Here is a 21,885-nt window from a genome sequence, read left to right on the forward strand (position 1 = left end):
ATTGCTCCCCTAAATACGGGTGCAATCCTTTTTGCTATCGAAAGATCAGTCTTCATATCCGTTTTCTTTACAGCGGTTATGACCTCCATTTAGAGAACAATTGACTGGCACGCTGGGCAAACTCCTCCAGATTAAAGTTGGAGTTGTCCAGCTTGTAGTACCATTTTTTAATCGTATCCAAAATCCATGAGGGAACCTTAACCTCCGAGATACCGGAATAAAACGTATGATACGCCCACACCAAATGCTCCCAGCGCTTGTCATCGCCTTCCTTCACGTATTCAGATACATCCAATACCTTGGCACGCCCGTCTTGCATGAGTACATTCTTGAGGTGAATATCACGGGGATTCAGCCCCTTGGATCGGACAAATTCCCTCGCCTTTTCCACATCTAGAATGACCTGCTCTGGCACAGGAATTCCTTGCAGCAGACAATCCAGCAGCGTAATACCGGATTCATAACTTATGACAATATACTTGTCGCCTTTTCCGTAATAATGAGGAAAAAAGTCAGACCCTCGCAAACGCTCATATACGTCGGCCTCCGCATCTTTCTTCTCGATCGCCATGTCTGAGTACACCTTGAACGCGTAGCCTGGCAACGTATCGAGCGTAAATACGGCCGCATCTGTCCCGATGCCAATACAGCGGACGTCTTGAGTGCCTGTTTTAATGGTAACCGGATCATTATCCTCCGTACTGTATACGGTCACTTGACTTATGATGTCTTCTGCCTGCCTCCATTGTTCTACCATGCGCGATCCCCTCCTTCTCTGTTCTAAACCAATACCAATAAAGTTAGTTCTATAACAGATAAATAGTATTACGGGTTATCTTTTGGAATGGCTTCAAAATAGGTTGATTCTTTTATAAATACGGTATGTACCGTGTCTAACGAGCGTCCGGCAGAAGCAACCTTCTTAACTCTGCATAGCTTGCTGCTGTTTTATAGATCCCCAACACGTCAGTCTCCGGGGGAGCGTTCCTGTGATTGAACCAGATCACCTGCCAATTCGCAGCTATAGCTCCCGCCACGTCATTACGCCAGGAATCCCCAATGTAGCAGCAGTGCTCTGCTAACGTTCCTGTCCGTTCGTTCACTACTTCGAAAATGCGCGGATCAGGCTTGGCATAGCCAACGGTCCCAGATACAAAGATATGCTCTGCTGCAACATGATTTTCCAGTGCCATGGCCTTGATCTTGCTCATCTGGTGTTCCTCAAGACCGTTTGTAATTAATCCAACTAAAAAGCCAGCCGAGCTCAAATCATTTATTAACGAGATCGCCCCCTCAAAAGGCTCAATTCGGTACTGACGATCTAAGTATTCTTGTTGAACATGTACTGCCTGCTCACGGGTAATTTCTACCCCGAATTCTTGTAAAGCCAGAATGAAACGGCCTTCCCTCATCTCATCCAGTTCATCCGGCCCTGCCTTCCCCTCCAATAGTCCTCCTTTATCCGATAGTACATCGCTGTAATAGCGAATACGATGGTAGGCTTTCTCATAAGGAAAACGCTCACTCAATCCTAATACTGTACGCAATGCATCGCGTGTAGGGTGCAAATGATCGTACATCGTATCATCTACATCAAAAAAAACAGCCTTCTTTTGCAAATTCATATGCCCACTTCTTTCTGTTAAATCTTCGGATGACGCTCCTTTTCACCTTGTCCTGATATTATACCCGTTGGCCTGTTACGTTGCACCTTGTCCTTCAACTGCGCATCCTGCAATCACACTTCACGTTTGCTAACATACACTGAAAAGACCGCATTTTCACAAACTCACTTTACTTCTCTACCGAGCTAACATAGGTATCTTGTCCTGCTTTGCCCGAAAGCGTTTTATTTGACAACACACGGGTAAAAGGTCACATTTTTGAAAATATTCGTCATACAGGTTTACATTTCGTGTAAAATCACGTACCTTTTAGGGATGAACGCTTTACGGATGTACTTGGATAAGGGAGGCATACACGATGGATTCCGGTTCTAACCTAGCCTATGGATCAGCTACACCTTTGATTGAGGCACTTATAGAATTTGAAAAAGAGCTCGAAGCGAACCGGCATTCTCTGAGTTTTGATTTGGGATTGATTATGGAGCAGGGCCGCGCGCCACGATATATGGCTACACCACCAGATGTTGTTCCTTTTGCCCACGCAGGGGTGGACGGAATACATTATGGCTTTTTAACGGATTTTGGGCTTGAAAAGGACCTTTCCCGGGCCCCTATAGTATGTGTATCTCCCGTCGATTGGACGGGTGTGTGGGTGGTTGCCCGTCATTTGCAGGATTTTTTAAGCGTTGTTTATACAGAGAACAGTTCATTAAAACGATACTATGCCAGTGGAGATGACTATTCTGGACATGCAGGTCAGCGACTGCCTCAGATTGTAGATGAACGCACCGCGTTTGTACGCGAATGCTTTCGCGAACGCTTTGGTATCGAACCGATTCAGGATATGGCTGCGTATATCGACAGCTTGCGAACAGAACGGAAGCACAATGAAGCAGCTCCTACGCTAAACGGGTTGGGCATTCAGTTATCTTCTTCTGCGAAGCATAGCTCTTCTATGGAGAGTGCCCTCTTAACCGTAACGGAGCCTTTCCTTTGGGAACAACAAGGCGAAGCTGTGCGTGAGTTGTTCCACAACGGTTCGCGTGAAGCCAGACTGGCTTTTATTCGGGATGCCCAGACACGGCATTTGTTCACCCATTCTGCCCTTCGTGCTTTTGTAGCTGGACAGCTTAAGTTGATGGGTCTGTCTGAGGCCGCAACATATCTGGAAGAGTCCTACTATACCGTTATTCCCGATATGATAGAATCATGACGAAATCCTTGGCTTCCGCCTAACATAACCGCCTCTGAAAAGGCGGCTTTTTGTGCTACAATAAATGAAAATAATAGGGTCGAACGGCCCGGTACGAATGAAAGAGAGCGAGTATGAATAATCATTCCTATCCTACTCCTGAAATCATTGAAGTTTGTCTGTTGGCGGGCAAACTGATGATGCAAAATGGAGCCGAAACCTATCGTGTTGAAGACACGATGTCCCGCATTGCTTCAGCCTATGGCATATCCCAGTCCCATAGCTATGTAACACCAACTGGGATTTTTTTTGCCATTAATGACTCGGAGCCTGCCAAGCTCATCCGCATCGTAGAGCGGACCACCGATTTGCACAAGGTGACAGAGGTCAATTCCATTTCACGTAAAATCAGCACAGGTGATTTGTCTCCTCGCGCTGCCGTCAAGGAGCTTTCGGAGATTGAACGTGGCCCCCTCCGCTATTCCAACCGTGTACAGCTGATGGCTGCTGCGTTGGCCAGCGGTTGCTTTATGATCATGTTTGGTGGAGTCTGGCGAGATTTCCCCGCAGCTGTGTTATGCGGAGGTATCGGATTTGCAGCTGTACAGTATTTTCACAGGCTCGTTAAGGTTAAGTTTTTCTCAGAGTTTTCTGCATCTTTTCTAATCGGCTTGCTGGCGGCTCTATTAACGATAGTAGGCTGGGGACAGATGATGGATAAAATTATTATTGGCTCTGTCATGCCACTGGTTCCAGGCTTGTTAATTACAAATGCCATCCGTGATTTAATGTCCGGGCACCTTGTTTCGGGTCTTTCCAAGGGAGCCGATGCTTGCCTGACGTCTTTCGGCATTGGAGCTGGCGTTGCGGTTATCATTTCTTATATGTGATTCGGAGGAGATTCAAGTCTATGCTTGCACAATTATTCACAAGCTTTATTGCCACCGCTGCTTTCGGCATACTTTTCCATGCCCCCCGGCGTTCACTACTGCAATGCGGTTTTGTTGGTATGCTAGGCTGGCTTGTCTATTATTCAACCACGGACAGCATGGGACCTGTGAGCGCCAGCCTTTTGGCAACGATTCTCATCGGCATCGTCAGTCAAGGCTTTGCGCGGCTGTACAAAATGCCTGTGATTATTTTTAGTGTGGCAGGCATGATCCCGCTCGTTCCAGGGGGAATGGCCTATAATGCCATGCGCCAGTTCGTACAACAACATTATCCTCAGGCACTGGAGCTGGCCATGAGCACGCTGATGATCGCAGGTGCTATTGCTGTCGGTTTAGTGCTGTCTGAGGTGCTTAATCAAATTTTTCACAGCATACGTTTTAAACCACAGCGCTAAAAGCGATGAAAATAGCAAAGTAAAAGAGGCTGCTCCTAAAATCATCCGCAGTGTTTGAGACGATTTTGGAAACAGCCTTTTTCTGTACACATTACAAAGAATATTTAACTGTCATAAGCTATTATTCATCCACTCGCTTGCCCAATATCGCTAAATCTCGCTCTATGCTGTCCAGCACAGCTACACGCGGATAGTATCCCCATTGCTCAAAACCAAACTTCCGCAGCAGCCCAATACTTGGTTCATTATGACCAAAAACAAATCCCAACAACGTTGTAATCCCCAGTCTCGGACATTCATTTAGCAAGTGCTGTACCAGTCGACTTCCTGTTCCGGTTCCACGAGAATCCTCATGGACGTATATGCTAATTTCTGCTGTACCGTTATAAGCTGGACGCCCATAAAAGGACTGAAGGCTGGCCCATCCGGCAATTGCACCCTTTTGTTTTAATACCCACAAAGGGCGGTGGTTCTCCTGATGAGCCTCAAACCATGGAATGCGACTCTCCACTGTCACCGGTTCCAGATCTGCCGTGACCATTCGTCCTGCAATCGTAGAATTATAAATGTCCACAATATCGGGAAGATCCTCTTTGCACGCAAATTCAATGGAAAAAGATTGGTCCTTATTCATTATTCGTATCCGCCTCCTATTGTGTGATTTATTTATTGTACAAGACAAGCGCCCGATCAGCCATATCGAGTTGTTTTGCGGATTAGTCCCAAAGGGTTTTATAATAGAGCTTGAAGATAAGGAAAAATAAAAACGGGGAAAGCGATTTAACACGATGAGACGGGAGGTATGTTTCGGAGTTAAGGATTCTGAAGCAGCTTAATATGAATATTGGAACTCAACTCTTGATTTTGGAAATACCTATGGAATCTTTTTTTGGAAAAACGACTATTTATCCTGTACTGCTCAAGGACGAGGATGGACTTACACTGATTGACACGGGAATGCTTGGCCAATTGGAGCCATTACGCAAGGCTATCTCAGATGTGGGTGAGGATATCAGCCGCGTGAAAAGAATTATTTTAACACATCAGGATATTGACCATATCGGAAATGTTCATGCACTGCTGGATCTGCTGCCGAATACTGCCCTGTTAGCCCATAAGGATGACGTTCCTTACATGACAGGAGAGCGACCGTTTGTGAAGCTGACGCCCGAACGGATTAAACAAATGGATACTGTGCTCAAACAGCAAGCAGAGGATATGATTCGCCGCCTGCCAGATTTGCGCTTTGCTCATATTCTTGAGGACGGTGAGCATCTGCCTTATGGTGGGGGCATACAGATTATTCATACACCCGGTCACACGCCCGGGCATATAAGCTTGTATGTGCCCGCACAAAAGCTACTATTGGCAGCAGATGAACTGCTGGTAGTCGAAGGTGAACTGGTCGGGCCTGCAGAGTCGGCTACGCCGGATATGCCGCTGGCCCTGAAGAGCCTCGATAAACTAACTGTATTGGATGTCGAGAAGGTACTCTGCTACCATGGTGGTTACTATGATCAGAATGTACAGGCACGACTGCAAACATTATGTCAGAAAAGAGAATAAGTCATTCAATGCCATAAATAATTATGTATGAAGAGCTATAATGAATAAATAGACAGAAAGGAATGAGACTTTATGAATGAGAAAATAACCCGACTGTATGATGAACTGAAGTCACAGTCTTGGGACGGCCTGCTTGTGACCGATCCTAAACATATTTACTATCTGACGGGCTTTGCCAGTGATCCGCATGAGCGTTTTCTGGGTCTGGTGTTGCTTCGGGACCAAGAACCAGAACTGATCGTACCCGCCCTGGATGCAGAAGCCGCCCAAGCTGCTTCTTCTGTGACTCGTATATCCACCCACACCGATACGGACAATCCATATGATCTGCTGCGTCAACGTACAGGTACCGGTGTGAAAGCATTCGCGCTGGAAAAGGAGCACGTCTCCGTCCTCCGTTACGAACAGCTACATACTGCCATTGGCGCGGCTCAATATGTGGATCTAGGTCCAGTGCTTCAAGAAATGCGTGTGAGAAAAACTCCTGAGGAAGTGCAACGTCTGAAACATGCAGCTCGTTTGGTAGAAGATGCTCTTCGTCACGGTCTCACCCATGTGCGCGAAGGGGTGACGGAAGTTGAGCTGGTGGCAGAAATCGAATACCAGATGAAAAAGATTGGCGCAGATGGCCCGTCCTTTGACACAACAGTGCTGTCTGGACCCAAAACAGCCTTGCCTCATGGTGTTCCAGGCACCCGCAAGCTACAGCATGGCGATCTGCTCATGTTTGATATGGGCGTATACTCCGATGGCTATGCTTCGGATATTACACGTACTTTTGCTTTTGGAAAGCTATCGACTGAGCTGGAAACGATTTATAATACGGTTCTTCGCTCGAACGAAGCGGGAATTGCCGCCATTCGCCCGGGAGTTTCCTGCGCATCCGTAGATCAGGCAGCACGGGCTGTTGTTGAAGCCGCTGGATATGGCCCTGCCTTTAACCATCGAGTTGGACACGGCCTTGGCATGAGTGTTCACGAATATCCATCTGTACACGGAGGCAATAGCGATCTGCTTCATGAAGGCTTCGTGTTCACAATCGAACCCGGTATCTATGTGCCAGGCCTCGGCGGTGTGCGGATTGAAGATGACGTTCTGGTCACCTCTGATGGTGTTGAAGTGCTTACCTCTTTTCCAAAAGAACTGACAGTGCTGGGATAAACCTAATTAAATTTTTTACACTTCGGAGCTCATGCAAAGAGGTATCATGGGCTCCTGATCGTTTTTAAATAAGTCCTATTAATCAAAATATGCTTTATTTTTCTTAATGTAATCTCTGAGTAAAGCTAAGTAATTTTTTATAACGACCTTATCCAAAGCACTACTGAACCTGCCAATCTCATGGCCTTTATATTTTATAACTGCCTTAGGGACAGTATCCAACGGATTCTTCTCCAATTCAGCATCAATCATTTGAAGCGAGAATCCATCCTCGTTTGCCAATTTGCTGAGTGTAATTTTCAACTTTTCACAATATCGGCAGTTATTTTTATAATAAAGTGTAATATGCATAAGTTATGCCTCTCACATAGATCATTTTTCTCTTATAAAAGAAAGTTTCTTTTGTATGCAGTTGTGATTTGTTATTATATTTGTTATACTTTAGATAGTTAGATTTGCTTTTTTACGGATATAGTAAAGTACGCGTTTTGAATACCTTGAAGTATCATAACCGGATACTTCGAGTGCATCAGTAATGTCTGTAACGTTCATTACTTGTTTTTGCCCTTTGCTTTTCTCTATAATTAGATTTATTTCATTTTTGTATTTTGATTGAGATTCAACTTGAATATTGTCAGTATCCAAGTGTTGTTTCACTATTTTTTTTCTAATGCGTGCTAATGTCCTGCTAATTGTCATGGGATACACGTGAATTTTTTCTGCGATTTGAGAGTTATTTGCTCCTTGCATAATTAGATGCATCACAGTCTTCTCATGCTCTGTAAACATGGGACTACATAGCAATTGCTTAACATAAATCTTATCAATTACATCCTCATGTACGCTACTTTGAGAGTTGTCTACAGCCTCAAAGTTATCTAATGCTTCAAATTGTTCCATTACGTTACTAAACTGAGTAACTTCCCTATAACGTTCTATAGAAACTTGAAGAAATTCAGCCATTTCTTGTTCGTTTGGTCTGTAGCCTAGTGTATCTTCTATCTCTGCCATCCTTCGGATCATATCAATAGCCCCTCGACTAAGCCTCACCTCTTGAGAGTTACTATATAGTAATTGATTAACCTCCCATAAAATAGGTCTTACCACATACGTAGTAAACTTAATGCCTCTACTAACATCGAAATCTTTAAGTGCCGTTAATAATCCTATACATGCATGTTGATATATATCTTCTTCGGTAACTCTAAACTTTATTTTCAACTCTTCTATACTTCCCCTATATCGGATGATAATTGAAAATATAAATTTACGATTCTCTTGAAGAAATTCACCAAGAAGGTCCGTATTCTTCTTACACGCACAAATAAGTTTTGTATTGTGCATATCTTTCACAGCAAATTCTCTTAATTTTACATATGCATCACTGAGCAACCTGTTCACCCCGTATTTTCTGGCTATATCAGCATATTAAATTCCCTTCTGCATTTAATACTTTTACAATATAGTAGTCGGTCTACCTTATAAAAAAGTTGCAAAATCCTGTGTCAATTAAAGTCCCATACAGAGCTTGATTTTGGCCTCCACATCGTTAAGACTCACGCGTTCTAATTGCACATCCATGTTGTACAGCTCCATATATCTCTCTGAAAGTCGCGTATGCTCTTCCGCAAGGATGTGCACGTTTTTTTCATCACCAAAATTGTCTATGTCCTGTCCAATTCTTATCATAAAATGCTGTGATTCTTTGATCGCGTCATACACATCCCTGAACTTTATCATTATGAATATTCCCTCGTCTTTCCGCTGTAAGCCCATTTATGATCATAAACAGACTCCATGCAGCTTCTTAAGCAGATTTTGTGATCTATTAATTGTTCCATGCCCATTTCAGAAATTATGTTTGCTTCCATAATGAATTCCACCATATTTTCAAGTTGCTCTTTATGATGCCGCATTATCTCAATTGTGGCAGGTGAAGAATGCTTCATAGATTTTTCAAAATTACGAATCAAATTAAACAAGAGATCGACTCGTGTCACCATGTTACCCAAAGTGGATATTTCCCCCATAGTAGGTACCTCCCTTCATATATATTTTCTTTAGAATTTATTCTTCGAAACAATTAAAGAGATACGTATATCCGGAATTATTAAAATATGATAATTTCTTATGATCTGTACGATTATAGTGATTCAAACCGAGTGCGTACTCATTTTGAGCCTCGAGTCGCTGCTCTAGTTCCTGGGCATGAGAAATATATTCAATCATTTGCATTTCAAGCAATTGATTGCGGGCAGCAAGCTGTCTATTTTGGGAGATCAAATGGAGATTTTCTCTTTTAAACTCTTTATTTTCCTTAACAACCTTTCCGATTTTGCTAATAATTTGAATAAAATCCACTGAGTCGGAATCTTCAGTAGTTTGTTCATACATATTGTTGTTTGTATACTCCATTTCCATTACCTCCGTTTTTTGTTAACATCGCTTTAAAAGCTAGTTACTTATTTCAAAGTTAACTCTTATATGGATTATTATTATGATCTGGTTCCTCTGAATCAGAGTAGCGATAGTCTGTAAAATCCTTAAGATGAATTTCGACCTGGTTCAGATAACATTCAGGATCTGTAGCCAGAGTTTGCTCAAGCTTTTCAAACATGATCATAATATCTTTACTTACAGGCGGCCTGAATGAATCTTCACCCTCATCAAATCTCGCCCACCACTTTCTAAGAGATTCCATGGTTATCGTTTGGTTAATATAATTGCCACAATGTTTACACCATAGCACAAGGGATTTATCGCATTCCATTTCCTCAGGGACAAAAGAAGATTCCGTCCCACAATGGGGACATTTATTCATGTAACCTAGCATGTTCTATAATCTCCCTTCACGTTTTATCAAAAACTTGACTTAAAATGTATAAATTCTAATCAGATCCCTATCCCATTGGAAAGTATTCATAATAATCCACCGCACGACTTAGTGGCACATAAACCAGCCCATTATCTCCTTCGTAAACATGATCATGAATCACTTTTAGTTCCTGAATTTCCTTCGGGATTCCGTTTGGAAAGGCTCTACAAGTCATATTACCTTTATCATTTCGATTAAAATATTTACAAAACGTACACGGAACTGTGATATCCATATAAACCTCCTTATCAATTGGAGCATTCATAGCCTCCATATTGTAAATACCACTCCCATATCTTGGGATCAATATCGATTCCCGTCACCCTTGCAGTATATACCTCAGGTATAAATTCAATAGGAAACCATTTAGTAGCATACTGACTAAGATGATTCGCAATATAGATTTCATCTGCTTGTGCTAAAATCGTCCTGTTCCCATAGTGATCCGGATCAAGTGAAGAGTAACGAAGAAACTGTTCTTTTCCAATGCTATGAAAATGCAGCCAGTGTCCCACCTCATGAATAAAAGTACGCAGCTTATGAGGAGAAGATTTCTGCCTTACTTCATACTCAATCTCGGCAACCTTATTGGCATCTTTAAAATTATACTGTTTATTAATGACGATCTGCTCTTTCGCCGGATCAAAGTAACCATTAGCACCATTAATCTTTTTAATGAGAATTTGCATCTGATTCTCGGCCAGCATACGTCCGAATCCACAGCAATGATTAAGTAAAAAGGTCAAGGCTTCCGTAATATAATTTGCAGCATCCAGCTGGTTAGAAAAATCCGCCGTTATACCAACACTTTTACACCACCCCTCTGCACTTTTAACTGAAATATGCGGATTCCAAACAACAGGAGCCACACAAGGATCATTTTCAACTAACAGATTTATAGGTTCAATCGATTCAGGTAATGGATCAAGGTAATAACTTGGGTCTACCGTACCGTTTAAACTAAGATTAAAGTCAGGGTCTGTCAGAAAATGATATGATACCTCTATCCTTTTGCACTCATCACTTTCGGTAGAAAACTCAAACTCGAATTCCTTACCTCCTTTGACAGGATGGGCTACTTGAAAATAAAGACCTTCGCCATAGTCTTTGCAATATACATGATTGATAATTAATCTACCATCAACCATTAAAGACCAATAATCGGCAGAAGTAATAATATCCGCTTTTAATGATATAGCGAAAAATTCCACATCATGTGACATTGTAAATGTGTCTGATACTATCCTTTTGCTTCCTATAGCTCTTAAACCGTCTATATCAACCATACGACTTAAAATATAAGGTCTTGTTTTGGTAGGTTGAAAAGGCGGATCTAGTCTTCCACCGACAATATAGCGACTTAGCATATAAATAACCTTCCTCATTCCAATTTTCATTAAAACTTTAGAATCATTCGCTTGCAATGCCTCTTCTAGATATGTATACTAAAAAGTATAGTAAGGGGCAATGTGTAGTTCTTTACTATAGGCTTCAATGTTAATCTTATCTGATAGTGGCATATCAGGGAGTTTATCTTATTTGATGATTAGCACTCACAAAGCGTTCTTAATTTTTTCATAGCCCGGCTTGCATGGGATTTATGAATATCAAGATAATGGGCAATTTCTGTCGGTTTCATATCCATTCCTTCTTCGGTGAGCAACATGAAGTTTATTATTCGTTGTTCCTGTTTTGTGAACTTGTTTATGTTACTCATATAGTCTATTCTTATGTTTGCTAATTCAAATCCGTAATCATGAACTTGGACTGAGTAAAAACTTGTCATTGATCCTTCTTCGTCTGCTCCATCACAATAATGAACCGTTGTACTGCATTGTGTAATTTTCCGTTTTTTTTTACGATAATAGTCAACTACCGAACGTTTGATTATAGTATGTGAAAATGTAGATATATCCTTTTTTATGGTTCCTTTATTAATAGCGGTCAGAATTTTAACGATAGAATCCTGCTTAACATCTTCTCGATCCTCTTCATTGACGCCTCGCAATATAAAATTAAAAATATGATTTAAAGTGTCCGGATTAAATGAACTAACATTTGTTGTTATCATGTGAATCTCCCATTTTAGTAGTTAATTTAGTATGTTTAATTTAGTAGGCTCCGTCCTCCTCTGTTTCATATTTCCTCCACCTAAAATAATTATCACCTTCCTTTCTGTATTTTGGTGATAAATTTCCATTATTTTCTTTATGTTATCCTACTCTTTTCTATTACGTAATTCATTTGAATCAGTTCCATTTTCCTAGGCGAATAAATAATTTTTAGAATTATACTCTAATAGTCGTCATATACATGCAAAGAGTTGCAATTCATTTAATACTTTTTTTGAGCTATATACGAACTTTTGTTCTTATTTTAATAGGTATATATAACCTTGTCAATTACTAACATAGGTTGATATTATTTTAACATGGTTATAATGATTTGTTTTTTGTGTAAAACACCTCAAAAAAATAAGACTTTTGAATCAATTGAAAATATCACAAAAGACCTAGACCTAATATCCCTACTCAATCAAAATGACCTAGTTTTAAAATTCCATATAAGGCTGCCGAATCTATTTGACAGTTAGTATTAATAATCCCTCTCCAAAGCATGCTAAGATAACTTTTTACCAAATCATCTTTTGTACTACCCCTTCCTGTCGGATAGATAGTGCTCTCCGCCCTCCTTTTTGCGATCAATATAAGTAAAAATCAATAAAATTTAACCCCTGCTATAAATAGTAGGGGTTAAATTTTATATAATGAAACTATATCCATATTCTGTAGCGACTTCAATACTAGATTCGAGGTTGTCATAAACCTGAACCTGTATAGTTCCGGGCAAAAATGATTTTTGCCATACAGAAATATAGCTTTCTAATATAGCCCTCTTCCATATATCCATTGAGGTGTGAAGATCACGGTAACTGTACTGTCTGACTGTTACCGCCCCATTGATAGCTGATTTATTCCATATGCTAACATTACTGGGTATATATATCCGTTCCATTCTCCTTACAGCTAGAATACCTGATATGTGACTATGTTCCCGGACACCTAGATCCGCTGGAATCTCCATTTGATCCAAGTGCCGAACAATAACTCGTCCCCGCTTGTCATACGTCTCCTTCCTCCTGATCTCCAAATCAGAGTTCAGGTCTTTAGGCTCCATAACAAGCACCGAGAGATTAGCAACCAAATCATTCCAACGTGAAAGTTGTACTGAAATTCGAGACCACTTGTCCGAGTCACGATTTTTTCGTGCGCTGATCATACTTTTCATTTCAGATTTTTCCCAGGTACTCACATAAAGCTCACCTGGAAAATATCCATGGTTACTACACCTGATTTGCAGATAAGAAAACTGATCTACATAACTATCAATTCTAACCTTGATATTAGAGCCGAGATAACCAGATCGTATCCCTATTGCAATTTCCATATCAGAAACTAGCTTTACACGCACTGTAATTCGTGAAAGGATATCCTTCAATTTGTTATATGGAATGGTAATTGACCCGGATAAATATCCTGAAAGTACAGTGATACTTGAAGGATAGTCTTTTTTAGGCCAGATCGATAAACTTGATTCTAGAGAAGCGTGGTGCGGTAGTGTAATCGTTGAAGATTTTTCTGAATGCTCTTGGGATCTTACAAACAAACCCGACATGAGTTGACTAATAAATACCACTTGAATACTGCCGTAAAGATTGAGGTTATGAACGCGCAGCTCAGTAGGCATATCACATCGATATGGTAAATATCCCTCCGCCATTATTTCCCCGTCACAATATCTTCGAACAGAAACCGAGCCTTCCTTAACCGAGCCTTTGAGAACGTCGATACTTCCTGGTATTTTAGGAATACTTAGAACTATGTCGGATAAAAAATCATGATTGCCTGTCCTTATTGCAGTCATAGACCCGGTGATGTCTCTCCTGCTGACATAAAGAACTCCCGGGAGTATAGGAAACGGTTTGACCCATTTGACCACACTTATTTCTGCAGCAAGGTCATCCCTATAAAGGATATATAAGTGTGTAGGAACTATTTTCTTGTTGACCAATAAACAGCCATCAATGGAATTTTCAAGCCCAACCGCAACAATAACTTGACCGTCTATAGAATCTTTTCTCTTACGGCGTATTGCTAATCCACAATCCATATTGGGTTTGCTCACTGCAATATCTGCAACAATTTCTCTGGGGTTATGGACAAACAAATTTCCTTGTCTAATCGTTTCTCCATAGAACTGTTTAATACGGAACGACACTGCTAAATCAGTTATCTTATTTAAACGAGAAGTAATACTGCCAGCTATACTATTCCTGCCTAAACTGTAAATGCGAGTATCATAGTAGGTAATATCCAATATAGGACGGTATGATTTCTCTTCCTTAGTAAAGAATCGAATGCTTCCATTTTCAAATTCGTCCAAAGCTTTAAGAATATAACCGAAATTCGGTCTTTTTCCTTCATACCAATCACGAATCGAATTTGTCACATTGAAATAAAAGTAGTCAGAATTACCACCTACATCTTTAACAACGTTTATCCCGTTATAGGTTGAAGTTGGGCTGCTGAAGCCAAATGGATACGGTTGGTTTTGCCATGTAACTCCATATTCTGTCCATTCCTTTGAGGCCTCTATGAGCTGTATTGCCTTCTCAGGTATGTCTCGGCCATCAAAGTATACTTTTAGCTCAGCAGATTTAATCGTTGTGTTTTCCTTAGGGATAGAAGCTGATTCCAAATCAAAACCAACATAAGATCTGAATCTTTCCAGAGCAGATGTGGAATATCCAACATACATTTGTTCTTCAACGCCATAATTTAATCTTGGCTGAGACTCGCGAACAAAAGCATCCCTATTGGAATAAACGCTGACCGTATACGTTGGAGGCTCAATAACATCGTATTTGCCTTTCATCCAGGTATAGGGTGAAATTCCTACGGTAGAAGAAAGATCAGATACTTCCTGAACCGTTAACACAGATGAAAGATCATCACGATTCTGAGCAACCATCTGGTATCTTCCAGTAGTCTTGGTATATGGTGAAATGGAGAATGATGAAGGTATATCCCCTGTTTCTTTAATATCCAAGCAAGAGCGCATATCCATAACATTACTTAAGCTGATATCGTAATGGCCTATCATCCGAGAGTGGGTTCCTACCTGGATGTTACTGTGCAATTCAGATATACTTCTCACGGTCAGGAGAGATAGGATGTCACCGGTTGCAATAGACAATATACTATATTTCGCCGCCATTTGAGTATGAACCCGTACTGACAATATGGAATTAAGCTGACGAATAGATTTAATCTGTAAACTGGAACTGAGGTTATCATGCTCAATTCCCAATACATGGTATATCCCGCTACCTTTTGTCCGTGCGTTAATTTTTAAAACACTGATGACATCATTAGGCTGCTTGACTTCTACTATAGCTTTGAGGTCCTGCTCTTGCAGAGTGTGAATATTATATTTTGCAGCTAATGTGGAATGAGCATATACCGCCATCCGGGAAGGTAATCTCTGTTGTACTATGCTCAAGTTGGCTGGTAAATCATTTGGTTTCAATGAATTTACATCGTACTGGGCTGTTGCCTTAGCCGATACATTAACACTCAGAAGAGCTGTAAGGTTCTTGGACACCTTAATTTTAATAGCACCTTGAACATCGCCATTATCCACAGGGGTTATGCCATAACGAATCTTTACGGAAGCACTAGGGTTGATATACATACTGCTGTCTAAATCAATGGATTTTTTTATCCTTATGTTTGAAGACATATCAGCCATATCGTTAGGAATAATCGTGTATTTAGCCTTAAATTTACGATTAATTCCAATTCGTAAATATCCAGTGACATTATTCCTTTCTGGCAATCCTGCACGAATTGGAATGTCTGAGTGGTCAATATTTAAAAGGTAACCGGCCAGATAGTTCTCAGCAATTTCGTCCATCGTCAAAGCAACGTCGTACATCCTTATAATAGGAATATAACCGCGCAACCATTTGCTATTATCCGCACTATCTCGTCCGATGAAAAGATTGCTTGGTAATTTATGATGCTCAGCAGCTTCAGCTCGGACTATTCCTTGAGGAGCACCATTTAGAAAAGCAGACAGATTACCTGTAAGATCATCGTATGAGCCAGCAATGTGGTACCATTCATTTTTGGGTAATCTCCCCAAATTGGTATAGGCCTTTCTATTACTTGTCGCAAGCTGTAGCTCCAATTCCCCCATATCGTTAAATCTGACCGAGATACCCTGAGTATCGTTCAACTGCCCGCCGGAAGACAAAATAGTGTTCCCGCCGATATAATATATCCACACTTCAAAAGTGAAGCTGAAAATAGGCTTTGCAATGTTAGTACTGCTACACCTGATATAATTACTCGTTCCATTTAAGAAAAGGGCATATGGGTTCGTTAAGGTGTTCCTACCTACCCAAACATCATCTGTCGTAAAATTAAAACCATTCAGTATTCCGTGATTTCCTTTACCACTCAAATCGTGCCATTGCGAAGTGGGTTTTAAGTTGGAGCCAACTTCCAAACCTTGATTAGCAAGGGAAGCGTGAAGGGAAAGGACTAATCCTCTCTTACTAAACATCAATATCACGCCCTATTCCATTGTATTGGAACATCATTACACTGGGCTTGCTTTCGCCCTTAGATCAAACGTTCCACCCGTCTTCACGGCAATATCCGATTTGATTCTCACATAGAACTTTGCCGCGCTCCCCTTGGCCATTGTGCCATTGAAGGACAATTCCTGGGCAGGTAAAAAAGGAGTGTCCGAATTACTTAAATCGATTTCCATTCCTTCGGCTACCGTTGCAGGATCTACCCATGTTTTTAGTTGATTAATAGGAAAATCGGCATTGTTTTGCACCCACACTGGCTTAGGCGACGAGGTTTGGCTTGCAACTAATGTACCGAATTCCAGATAACGCAGTCGCTCTCCTGCATTATCTGTGTAGTATTTACCAAACTCATTACGGAAGCCTAACAACGGTAAATCAAGAGGCAACAGCTTTCTTAAAGATGGATAACCATTATTGTATTGAGGGTCTAATATCCAAATATCATCAAAATTCCACGCAGTGTTGGAGTAAGTTCCTCTGTATTTCATTTCACGAGTTGTCAAACCTACCGCCCCAGTACTGGAGGTTGTTTTATATAATTCTTTATCAAAGTAATTATCAGAAAAGGTACCGCTACCTGTATAAATAAATCCGTTTAATGAGGATGAGGCAAAAGCCTTGCCAGACGCAATACAACGTCTAATGATACAGGATTGGATACTACCACCAAATCCACCTACAGATGTCCCATTTAATTCTGCAATTGTTAAACAATCTTCTATAACAGCAGTACTGCTGTTTGTGTAACCAATAAACCCTCCAAGCCAATTGCCTGTATTCTCTCCCTTACCGGAAGCATAACATCTACGTATGATTCCATTACCATTCAAATAACCTGCAAATATGCCTACATAGTTCACTCCAGCAACAGTCACATTCACACTACAATCCTCTACAATACCGTTGGTAGTTACTAAACCTACCAAACCAGAACCATGATTTGCTGTACTTGTAACTTTACAAGATGAAAAAGTATCAATATGACAATTGCTAATATTTGAATTAGAGACTTGCCCCACCAGAGTCGCTGTATAATTGTTTCCTGTAATATTACAGTCAACAATATCCAGATTTTTTATCCATCCACCTGCTATATACCCAAAGAGGCTTACCATTTGATCATTAGGGCGATAGATAAATAGGTTAGCCACACAACGCCCACCACCATCAACGTACCCTTTGAAATACTGCTCCTTACCTTCAAGAGTGGTGCTAATAGGATAAAAACCGGCACCAGTCTGATATTCTGTCATCTTGATATCATCTTCAAATTTGAAATAAGAGCCGTTTCGAAACCAACGCATTTGGCCAAGATCGAATTCATTTAGAATAAGGAAGGGCTCTTGCTCTGTTCCTGATCCGCTCTGATACCGAATGAATTGCCGATGCTCAGGGTATCCTCCGTTATAATCTTGATTTACATGCCAATAAAGGGTGAAATCCCAATCCTGAAATGTGGATTGAGTTTTTAATTCTAATGTCGATTTTCCTATTCCAGTTCCACTTATTTGAATACCAGAGGTCTGCATATCCCAATAACAATTTTTGAATAAATCAGGACGATTAGTAGTTCCTATAAATCCACCAATCTTGCTTCTATCTTTAGCTACAGTGATATCTTCAACCTTACCTGTTGAATAACAATTTACTACGTCAAACCTATCAGAATATAGATTCATATTTCCAATGAATCCTCCTGCGATGTCGGCTGCAGAACGAACGGTGCAATTGTAATTATATGAGTTATTAATGGTTGTGTTTCCTGAAGTATTATAAATATAACCAATTAATCCACCAACATATCCATTCTGGCCTTCTATTACACCAGAAATAACATTACAATTATATATCTTGACGTTATAATCTCCGTAACCTACCAGAGCTCCTGTATATGCCTTTTTATTAGTAATATTAGGGTCAATTAATCTTAAATTGCGAATAGTTGCAGCCCTAGTATAGCCAAATAATCCGACGAAATCTCTGTCCTGATTCATGTATAAGCTTTTTATAGAGTAACCATTGCCATCATATACTCCAGTAAAATAGGAAGCGCTAGAACCTATCGGGGTAAATCCCTCTCCACTTTGAAAACTGCCCATGACAATATCTCTGTCCTGTAAATACCAGGCCCCAGGCTTTTTACGTACATCATCCAAATCCTGCTCATTAGAAACGATATACGGGTCTGCCTGTGTTCCACCGCCACCTGAGAAGTGATCTACGTAGATGTAAGTCTGGCCATTAGCCTTTTCATAATAGGGTCTTACACCGTCGGTTTCTTCCTTATCCTTGACGTAAGTCAATTCAGCGACACCATCTTCATCCGCATCACTAACTACATATACATCTGAATAATCATCATATGGCAAAATAATTGTTCCGCTAATATTGGATGCTCCGTACACGTAAGCGAATTCACGGCAAAACGAGATTTCTTCACGGGTTTCTGCATCCAGTACATGTTGAACTCGGTCTCTACCCACAATATCGATTCCAGTTGGATCGTCTGTATCAAATATAATAGTAGATGTTATTTTATTCTCATAAAATTTATGGGCTAATTGTTGATACTCTTGAAAGGCTTGTTCTTCTTCAGGCGTTAATTTATAACTGTTGTCTAGTATTTTTTCCTGGAGTTCTTCAAATTCTTCTTTAATATTCTCCCATCCATTGGGAGTGAGAATTTCTACTGGATGCGGATAAATATTAACTATTGATTTTTTATGGGTTTTATCTATTTCAATTGTATAGTTACGAATTACTGAACCAGCCAATTCAACTCACCTCCGATATTAGGCTTTAATGGGGCAATAAATTCTTTTGTGGTAAAGCCATTTACTTTGATTTGTAATTTTCCATCTAGTTCAGTATCAGATACCAGTCTCAAAGCCATATGAACTGGTGCATTAAATGGAATTTTACAAATTGCCTTAATATGAAATTGAACATTTTTAATCCGAAGTGCTGCCTTATATCCAAAATTAAACTGGGTAATTGTGCTATTCATTACACCTTTTTCTCCAACGGCAACAGGACTATAGTTAGGTAATCCAGATGCCTCGGCATCCTTAAACGAAATAATATCTGTGTAAGATTGAAATACATTACCGGTCAGATTATAATCTCTGTCTGGTGTTGAATACACCAGTTCCAGCATTCTGCCAGCCAATTTGAAAATTCCATCGCTCTCAAAAAAAAACTTTTTACCATGCCCAACTAAACCAAATCGGATCAACTTTTCTTTCTGAATAGCGTAGAAGCTGTTTTCTGCCTGTGTGACAAAATCATATTCAGAAAGGTGAGTACCATCTACGTACTCACCCAGCCAAATAAAATCCTGTGACACAGGAGAATATCCATTACACTGTACAAACATAGACATTCTCCCTCCCATTGTATTGGTAATTAGTTGTTAAACATATTGGTAGGCTACGCGTGTCAGAAAGTTAACATTACCTGCTGTAGCTGTAGCTGGAACGGTCGCTTGCAAGGTAACTTGTGTATAGTTACCTTTGGAATTCCCTACGGAGCCATCATTGATTACCCCTAAAATTTCCTTATTACTTGGCGAAAAGGTCCCCTTGGAATTGACTGTATTACCACCGGCCTGAATAACTTTAGTAGCTGTACCTCCGATTGGGGTAAAGCTTGATTCCCCCATACTATCTACACGTACCTGAATCCATGTATTCAAGACCAATTCTCCACTGTCTCCCCCTGCACTATCTTTGGTCGTAATAGTGCAATTGGTCATCGTAGAGAAATCGTTATTGGCATTTCCCCGGTTGTTCCAAATAAGTACGCCTAGGGATGGAGAAGAAGACCCCGCGTCAATCGTTCCAATCTCCCATTTTGATAAGGTCGTTACATTGTCCGTTTTAAGCCATGATACTGCTGGTGCTGGCATGTTTTTTCCCCCTTAATTTATAAAAAAGATAATTTGAAATCCTACGCCATTCTCTTCATGGCACACTCAATATAAGTCACTAAGAGGAGAATCTAACAACCTGTGAGAATAAAGCCTGTCAAATTCTCAAAATTAACGTATTACACAAATACACCCCTTAGCTGGTATTAGATGAGCATAAGCTCGTCCAATATCTAACTAAAGGGTGGCTGAAATATTATAAAATGAAGAATTAACGACTAGCTTTCTATAGAATACAACACGACCTTTTAATTTGCTTTTTTATACTGGATGAATAAAACATCAGATATGCCCTCGACCACCTTCAACGTATCCGGCGTAAAATTAAAGCCTGTAATAGCTCCACCAGCGTCCTTAATATAGGTAAAGTTAATTCCTGGTGTTTGAAGCTGCCCATTAATGGCCAAGCGTATAGTTTTATCTTTGGCCTTTCCTTTTTTCAGGATGAACTCTGTTTCACCGCCAGCAGCTTCAAATACCTCTTCTTCGTCCGCTACTTCAATATAATCCACCTTTACATTTAACACTTTAAAAGCGGAATCAGCAGCCTTCTCCAAATCCACAATTCGGCCTTCTGCATTACCAAAATTCCCTGCTTTGAAATAACCATTGGCGGAATCAGCATCCCGATCACTAATTCCATTCATTAAATCCTCAGACATTTTTAAACGCTGCGCCAAATTGCTGAGTGCTTCCTGTAAAGTAAGTCCACTATAATTCGGATCTGTCGAAACCCCGATAAGTTGTGCTCCCGTAGTCGCAGAAAAATCATCCCGAATAGCCTGACTTTCAGCTTTACGATCTTGAATCTCCTGATTAATTTGTCCTTGAATAGAAATACCCAGATTTGCATTACCGTCATTATCCAGTGTTCCCGCTGAACCATATAAATCCTTCATTAACTGAATCAGGTTCATATATGCTTTAGCATCGGTAGCACCTTCGACGAATCCACCACCCCCCTGAATAATTGCATCAGAAGGAATAACAGACAGATTCGTGCGAATCACGAAACGATAATCAATCTTACCTGCCTTAGCATCAAATGTATAAGGTTGCTCTTTACCAGCTTCTACACTATAAAATTTCAAGAGAAAGCTGCCCGCACTTTCTTCAAGACGACCATATACCACATCGGAATCACTATCACTGATCGGGCTATCTGTACCAGCGGTACGAATCTGAACCTTCTCAGTTAGCACAACACCTTCAACTTTGTCTCCGGTAGAGACGATCCTTGTTCCAATATCGCTCGAAACATCCAAATGCGCACTACCGCTTACCGACTTTTCGTTCACTTGTACAAATACGTCAATCTTAGTATCTTCCAGAATTTCACGGTGATTATGAAACTGGATGTCGATGTACTTTTCTCCGATTCGATTAGACTCATCAAAATGATTATTCCGTAACAACTTATTATTTAGCTGCTCACCTCGGAATCTCGCAATACCTCTTGTTCCTGCCATTAAGCATCTCTCCTTTTCGGGATTTTAAAAAATCCTCTTTTATGTTTATTTCACGTACAA

The 21,885-nt window shown here is 40.5% G+C and carries 22 protein-coding genes; 5 read left to right on the forward strand and 17 right to left on the reverse strand.

Annotation, left to right across the window (positions count from 1 at the left end; genetic code table 11):
* Window positions 1–76 precede the first annotated feature (76 nt).
* Window positions 77–757, reverse strand: a complete 681-nt coding sequence (locus MHB54_RS05750) for a serine/threonine protein kinase (RefSeq protein ID WP_023987697.1) — start codon at window positions 755–757, stop codon at window positions 77–79.
* 136 nt (window positions 758–893) lie between these two features.
* Window positions 894–1,625, reverse strand: coding sequence for an HAD family hydrolase (locus tag MHB54_RS05755; RefSeq protein WP_264454037.1), 732 nt, complete (start codon window positions 1,623–1,625; stop codon window positions 894–896).
* Window positions 1,626–1,983: 358 nt separating this feature from the next.
* Here MHB54_RS05755 and MHB54_RS05760 point away from each other — a divergent pair, with 358 nt between their 5' ends.
* The 3 genes from MHB54_RS05760 to MHB54_RS05770 all read left to right on the forward strand — a co-directional run bounded on the left by MHB54_RS05760 (window position 1,984) and on the right by MHB54_RS05770 (window position 4,162).
* Complete coding sequence (locus MHB54_RS05760) at window positions 1,984–2,838, forward strand: hypothetical protein (RefSeq protein ID WP_071639990.1); 855 nt, start codon at window positions 1,984–1,986, stop codon at window positions 2,836–2,838.
* A 113-nt stretch (window positions 2,839–2,951) separates the two neighbouring features.
* The gene (locus tag MHB54_RS05765; RefSeq protein ID WP_013309319.1) at window positions 2,952–3,707 is read left to right on the forward strand and encodes a threonine/serine exporter family protein; all 756 of its coding nucleotides are present in this window, start codon (window positions 2,952–2,954) and stop codon (window positions 3,705–3,707) included.
* A gap of 20 nt (window positions 3,708–3,727) precedes the next feature.
* On the forward strand, window positions 3,728–4,162 hold the full coding sequence (locus MHB54_RS05770; RefSeq protein ID WP_013309318.1) for a threonine/serine exporter family protein: 435 nt from the start codon (window positions 3,728–3,730) through the stop codon (window positions 4,160–4,162).
* A 121-nt stretch (window positions 4,163–4,283) separates the two neighbouring features.
* On the opposite strand, the gene MHB54_RS05775 is transcribed toward MHB54_RS05770, so the two are convergent.
* Window positions 4,284–4,796, reverse strand: a complete 513-nt coding sequence (locus MHB54_RS05775) for a GNAT family N-acetyltransferase (RefSeq protein ID WP_068939939.1) — start codon at window positions 4,794–4,796, stop codon at window positions 4,284–4,286.
* 203 nt (window positions 4,797–4,999) lie between these two features.
* On the opposite strand from MHB54_RS05775, the gene MHB54_RS05780 reads away from it, so the two are divergent.
* A complete protein-coding gene (locus tag MHB54_RS05780; protein WP_023987693.1) occupies window positions 5,000–5,728 on the forward strand; it encodes an MBL fold metallo-hydrolase in 729 nt (242 codons plus the stop codon).
* Window positions 5,729–5,800: 72 nt separating this feature from the next.
* Window positions 5,801–6,889, forward strand: a complete 1,089-nt coding sequence (locus tag MHB54_RS05785) for a M24 family metallopeptidase (RefSeq protein WP_023987692.1) — start codon at window positions 5,801–5,803, stop codon at window positions 6,887–6,889.
* 78 nt (window positions 6,890–6,967) lie between these two features.
* On the opposite strand, the gene MHB54_RS05790 is transcribed toward MHB54_RS05785, so the two are convergent.
* The 14 genes from MHB54_RS05790 to MHB54_RS05855 all read right to left on the reverse strand — a co-directional run bounded on the left by MHB54_RS05790 (window position 6,968) and on the right by MHB54_RS05855 (window position 21,825).
* Window positions 6,968–7,240, reverse strand: a complete 273-nt coding sequence (locus MHB54_RS05790; protein ID WP_023987691.1) for a glutaredoxin family protein — start codon at window positions 7,238–7,240, stop codon at window positions 6,968–6,970.
* A 90-nt stretch (window positions 7,241–7,330) separates the two neighbouring features.
* Window positions 7,331–8,290 carry a sigma-70 family RNA polymerase sigma factor gene (locus tag MHB54_RS05795; protein WP_235322386.1) on the reverse strand — a complete coding sequence of 320 codons (960 nt, stop codon included), beginning with the start codon at window positions 8,288–8,290 and terminating at the stop codon, window positions 7,331–7,333.
* Between the two features lie 108 nt (window positions 8,291–8,398).
* Window positions 8,399–8,629: a hypothetical protein gene (locus tag MHB54_RS05800; protein ID WP_023987689.1), complete on the reverse strand. Its 231-nt coding sequence runs from the start codon at window positions 8,627–8,629 to the stop codon at window positions 8,399–8,401.
* Window positions 8,629–8,919, reverse strand: a complete 291-nt coding sequence (locus MHB54_RS05805) for a hypothetical protein (RefSeq protein ID WP_048481498.1) — start codon at window positions 8,917–8,919, stop codon at window positions 8,629–8,631. The genes MHB54_RS05800 and MHB54_RS05805 overlap by 1 nt, the downstream gene beginning before the upstream one ends.
* Window positions 8,920–8,956: 37 nt before the next feature.
* Window positions 8,957–9,304, reverse strand: coding sequence for a hypothetical protein (locus tag MHB54_RS05810; protein ID WP_023987687.1), 348 nt, complete (start codon window positions 9,302–9,304; stop codon window positions 8,957–8,959).
* 58 nt (window positions 9,305–9,362) lie between these two features.
* The gene (locus MHB54_RS05815) at window positions 9,363–9,722 is read right to left on the reverse strand and encodes a hypothetical protein (protein WP_023987686.1); all 360 of its coding nucleotides are present in this window, start codon (window positions 9,720–9,722) and stop codon (window positions 9,363–9,365) included.
* 67 nt (window positions 9,723–9,789) lie between these two features.
* Window positions 9,790–9,999, reverse strand: a complete 210-nt coding sequence (locus tag MHB54_RS05820; RefSeq protein WP_034094999.1) for a hypothetical protein — start codon at window positions 9,997–9,999, stop codon at window positions 9,790–9,792.
* Window positions 10,000–10,012: 13 nt separating this feature from the next.
* Entirely contained in the window at window positions 10,013–11,131 is a 1,119-nt protein-coding gene (locus MHB54_RS05825; RefSeq protein WP_023987684.1) for a hypothetical protein, read from the reverse strand.
* 179 nt (window positions 11,132–11,310) lie between these two features.
* Window positions 11,311–11,835 carry a sigma-70 family RNA polymerase sigma factor gene (locus MHB54_RS05830; RefSeq protein ID WP_023987683.1) on the reverse strand — a complete coding sequence of 175 codons (525 nt, stop codon included), beginning with the start codon at window positions 11,833–11,835 and terminating at the stop codon, window positions 11,311–11,313.
* A gap of 689 nt (window positions 11,836–12,524) precedes the next feature.
* Entirely contained in the window at window positions 12,525–16,394 is a 3,870-nt protein-coding gene (locus MHB54_RS05835) for a DNRLRE domain-containing protein (RefSeq protein WP_023987682.1), read from the reverse strand.
* A gap of 36 nt (window positions 16,395–16,430) precedes the next feature.
* Window positions 16,431–19,202: a right-handed parallel beta-helix repeat-containing protein gene (locus MHB54_RS05840; RefSeq protein ID WP_023987681.1), complete on the reverse strand. Its 2,772-nt coding sequence runs from the start codon at window positions 19,200–19,202 to the stop codon at window positions 16,431–16,433.
* Window positions 19,187–19,804 (reverse strand): hypothetical protein, encoded by a 618-nt coding sequence (locus tag MHB54_RS05845; protein ID WP_023987680.1) that lies wholly within the window; start codon window positions 19,802–19,804, stop codon window positions 19,187–19,189. The genes MHB54_RS05840 and MHB54_RS05845 overlap by 16 nt, the downstream gene beginning before the upstream one ends.
* Window positions 19,805–19,840: 36 nt before the next feature.
* Window positions 19,841–20,335 carry a hypothetical protein gene (locus MHB54_RS05850; protein ID WP_023987679.1) on the reverse strand — a complete coding sequence of 165 codons (495 nt, stop codon included), beginning with the start codon at window positions 20,333–20,335 and terminating at the stop codon, window positions 19,841–19,843.
* 269 nt (window positions 20,336–20,604) lie between these two features.
* A complete protein-coding gene (locus MHB54_RS05855; protein WP_023987678.1) occupies window positions 20,605–21,825 on the reverse strand; it encodes a hypothetical protein in 1,221 nt (406 codons plus the stop codon).
* Window positions 21,826–21,885: the final 60 nt, after the last annotated feature.

This window comes from Paenibacillus sp. FSL M7-0802 (genome assembly GCF_038004945.1).
In the GTDB taxonomy this organism is placed as follows: Bacteria; Bacillota; Bacilli; order Paenibacillales; family Paenibacillaceae; genus Paenibacillus; species Paenibacillus polymyxa_B.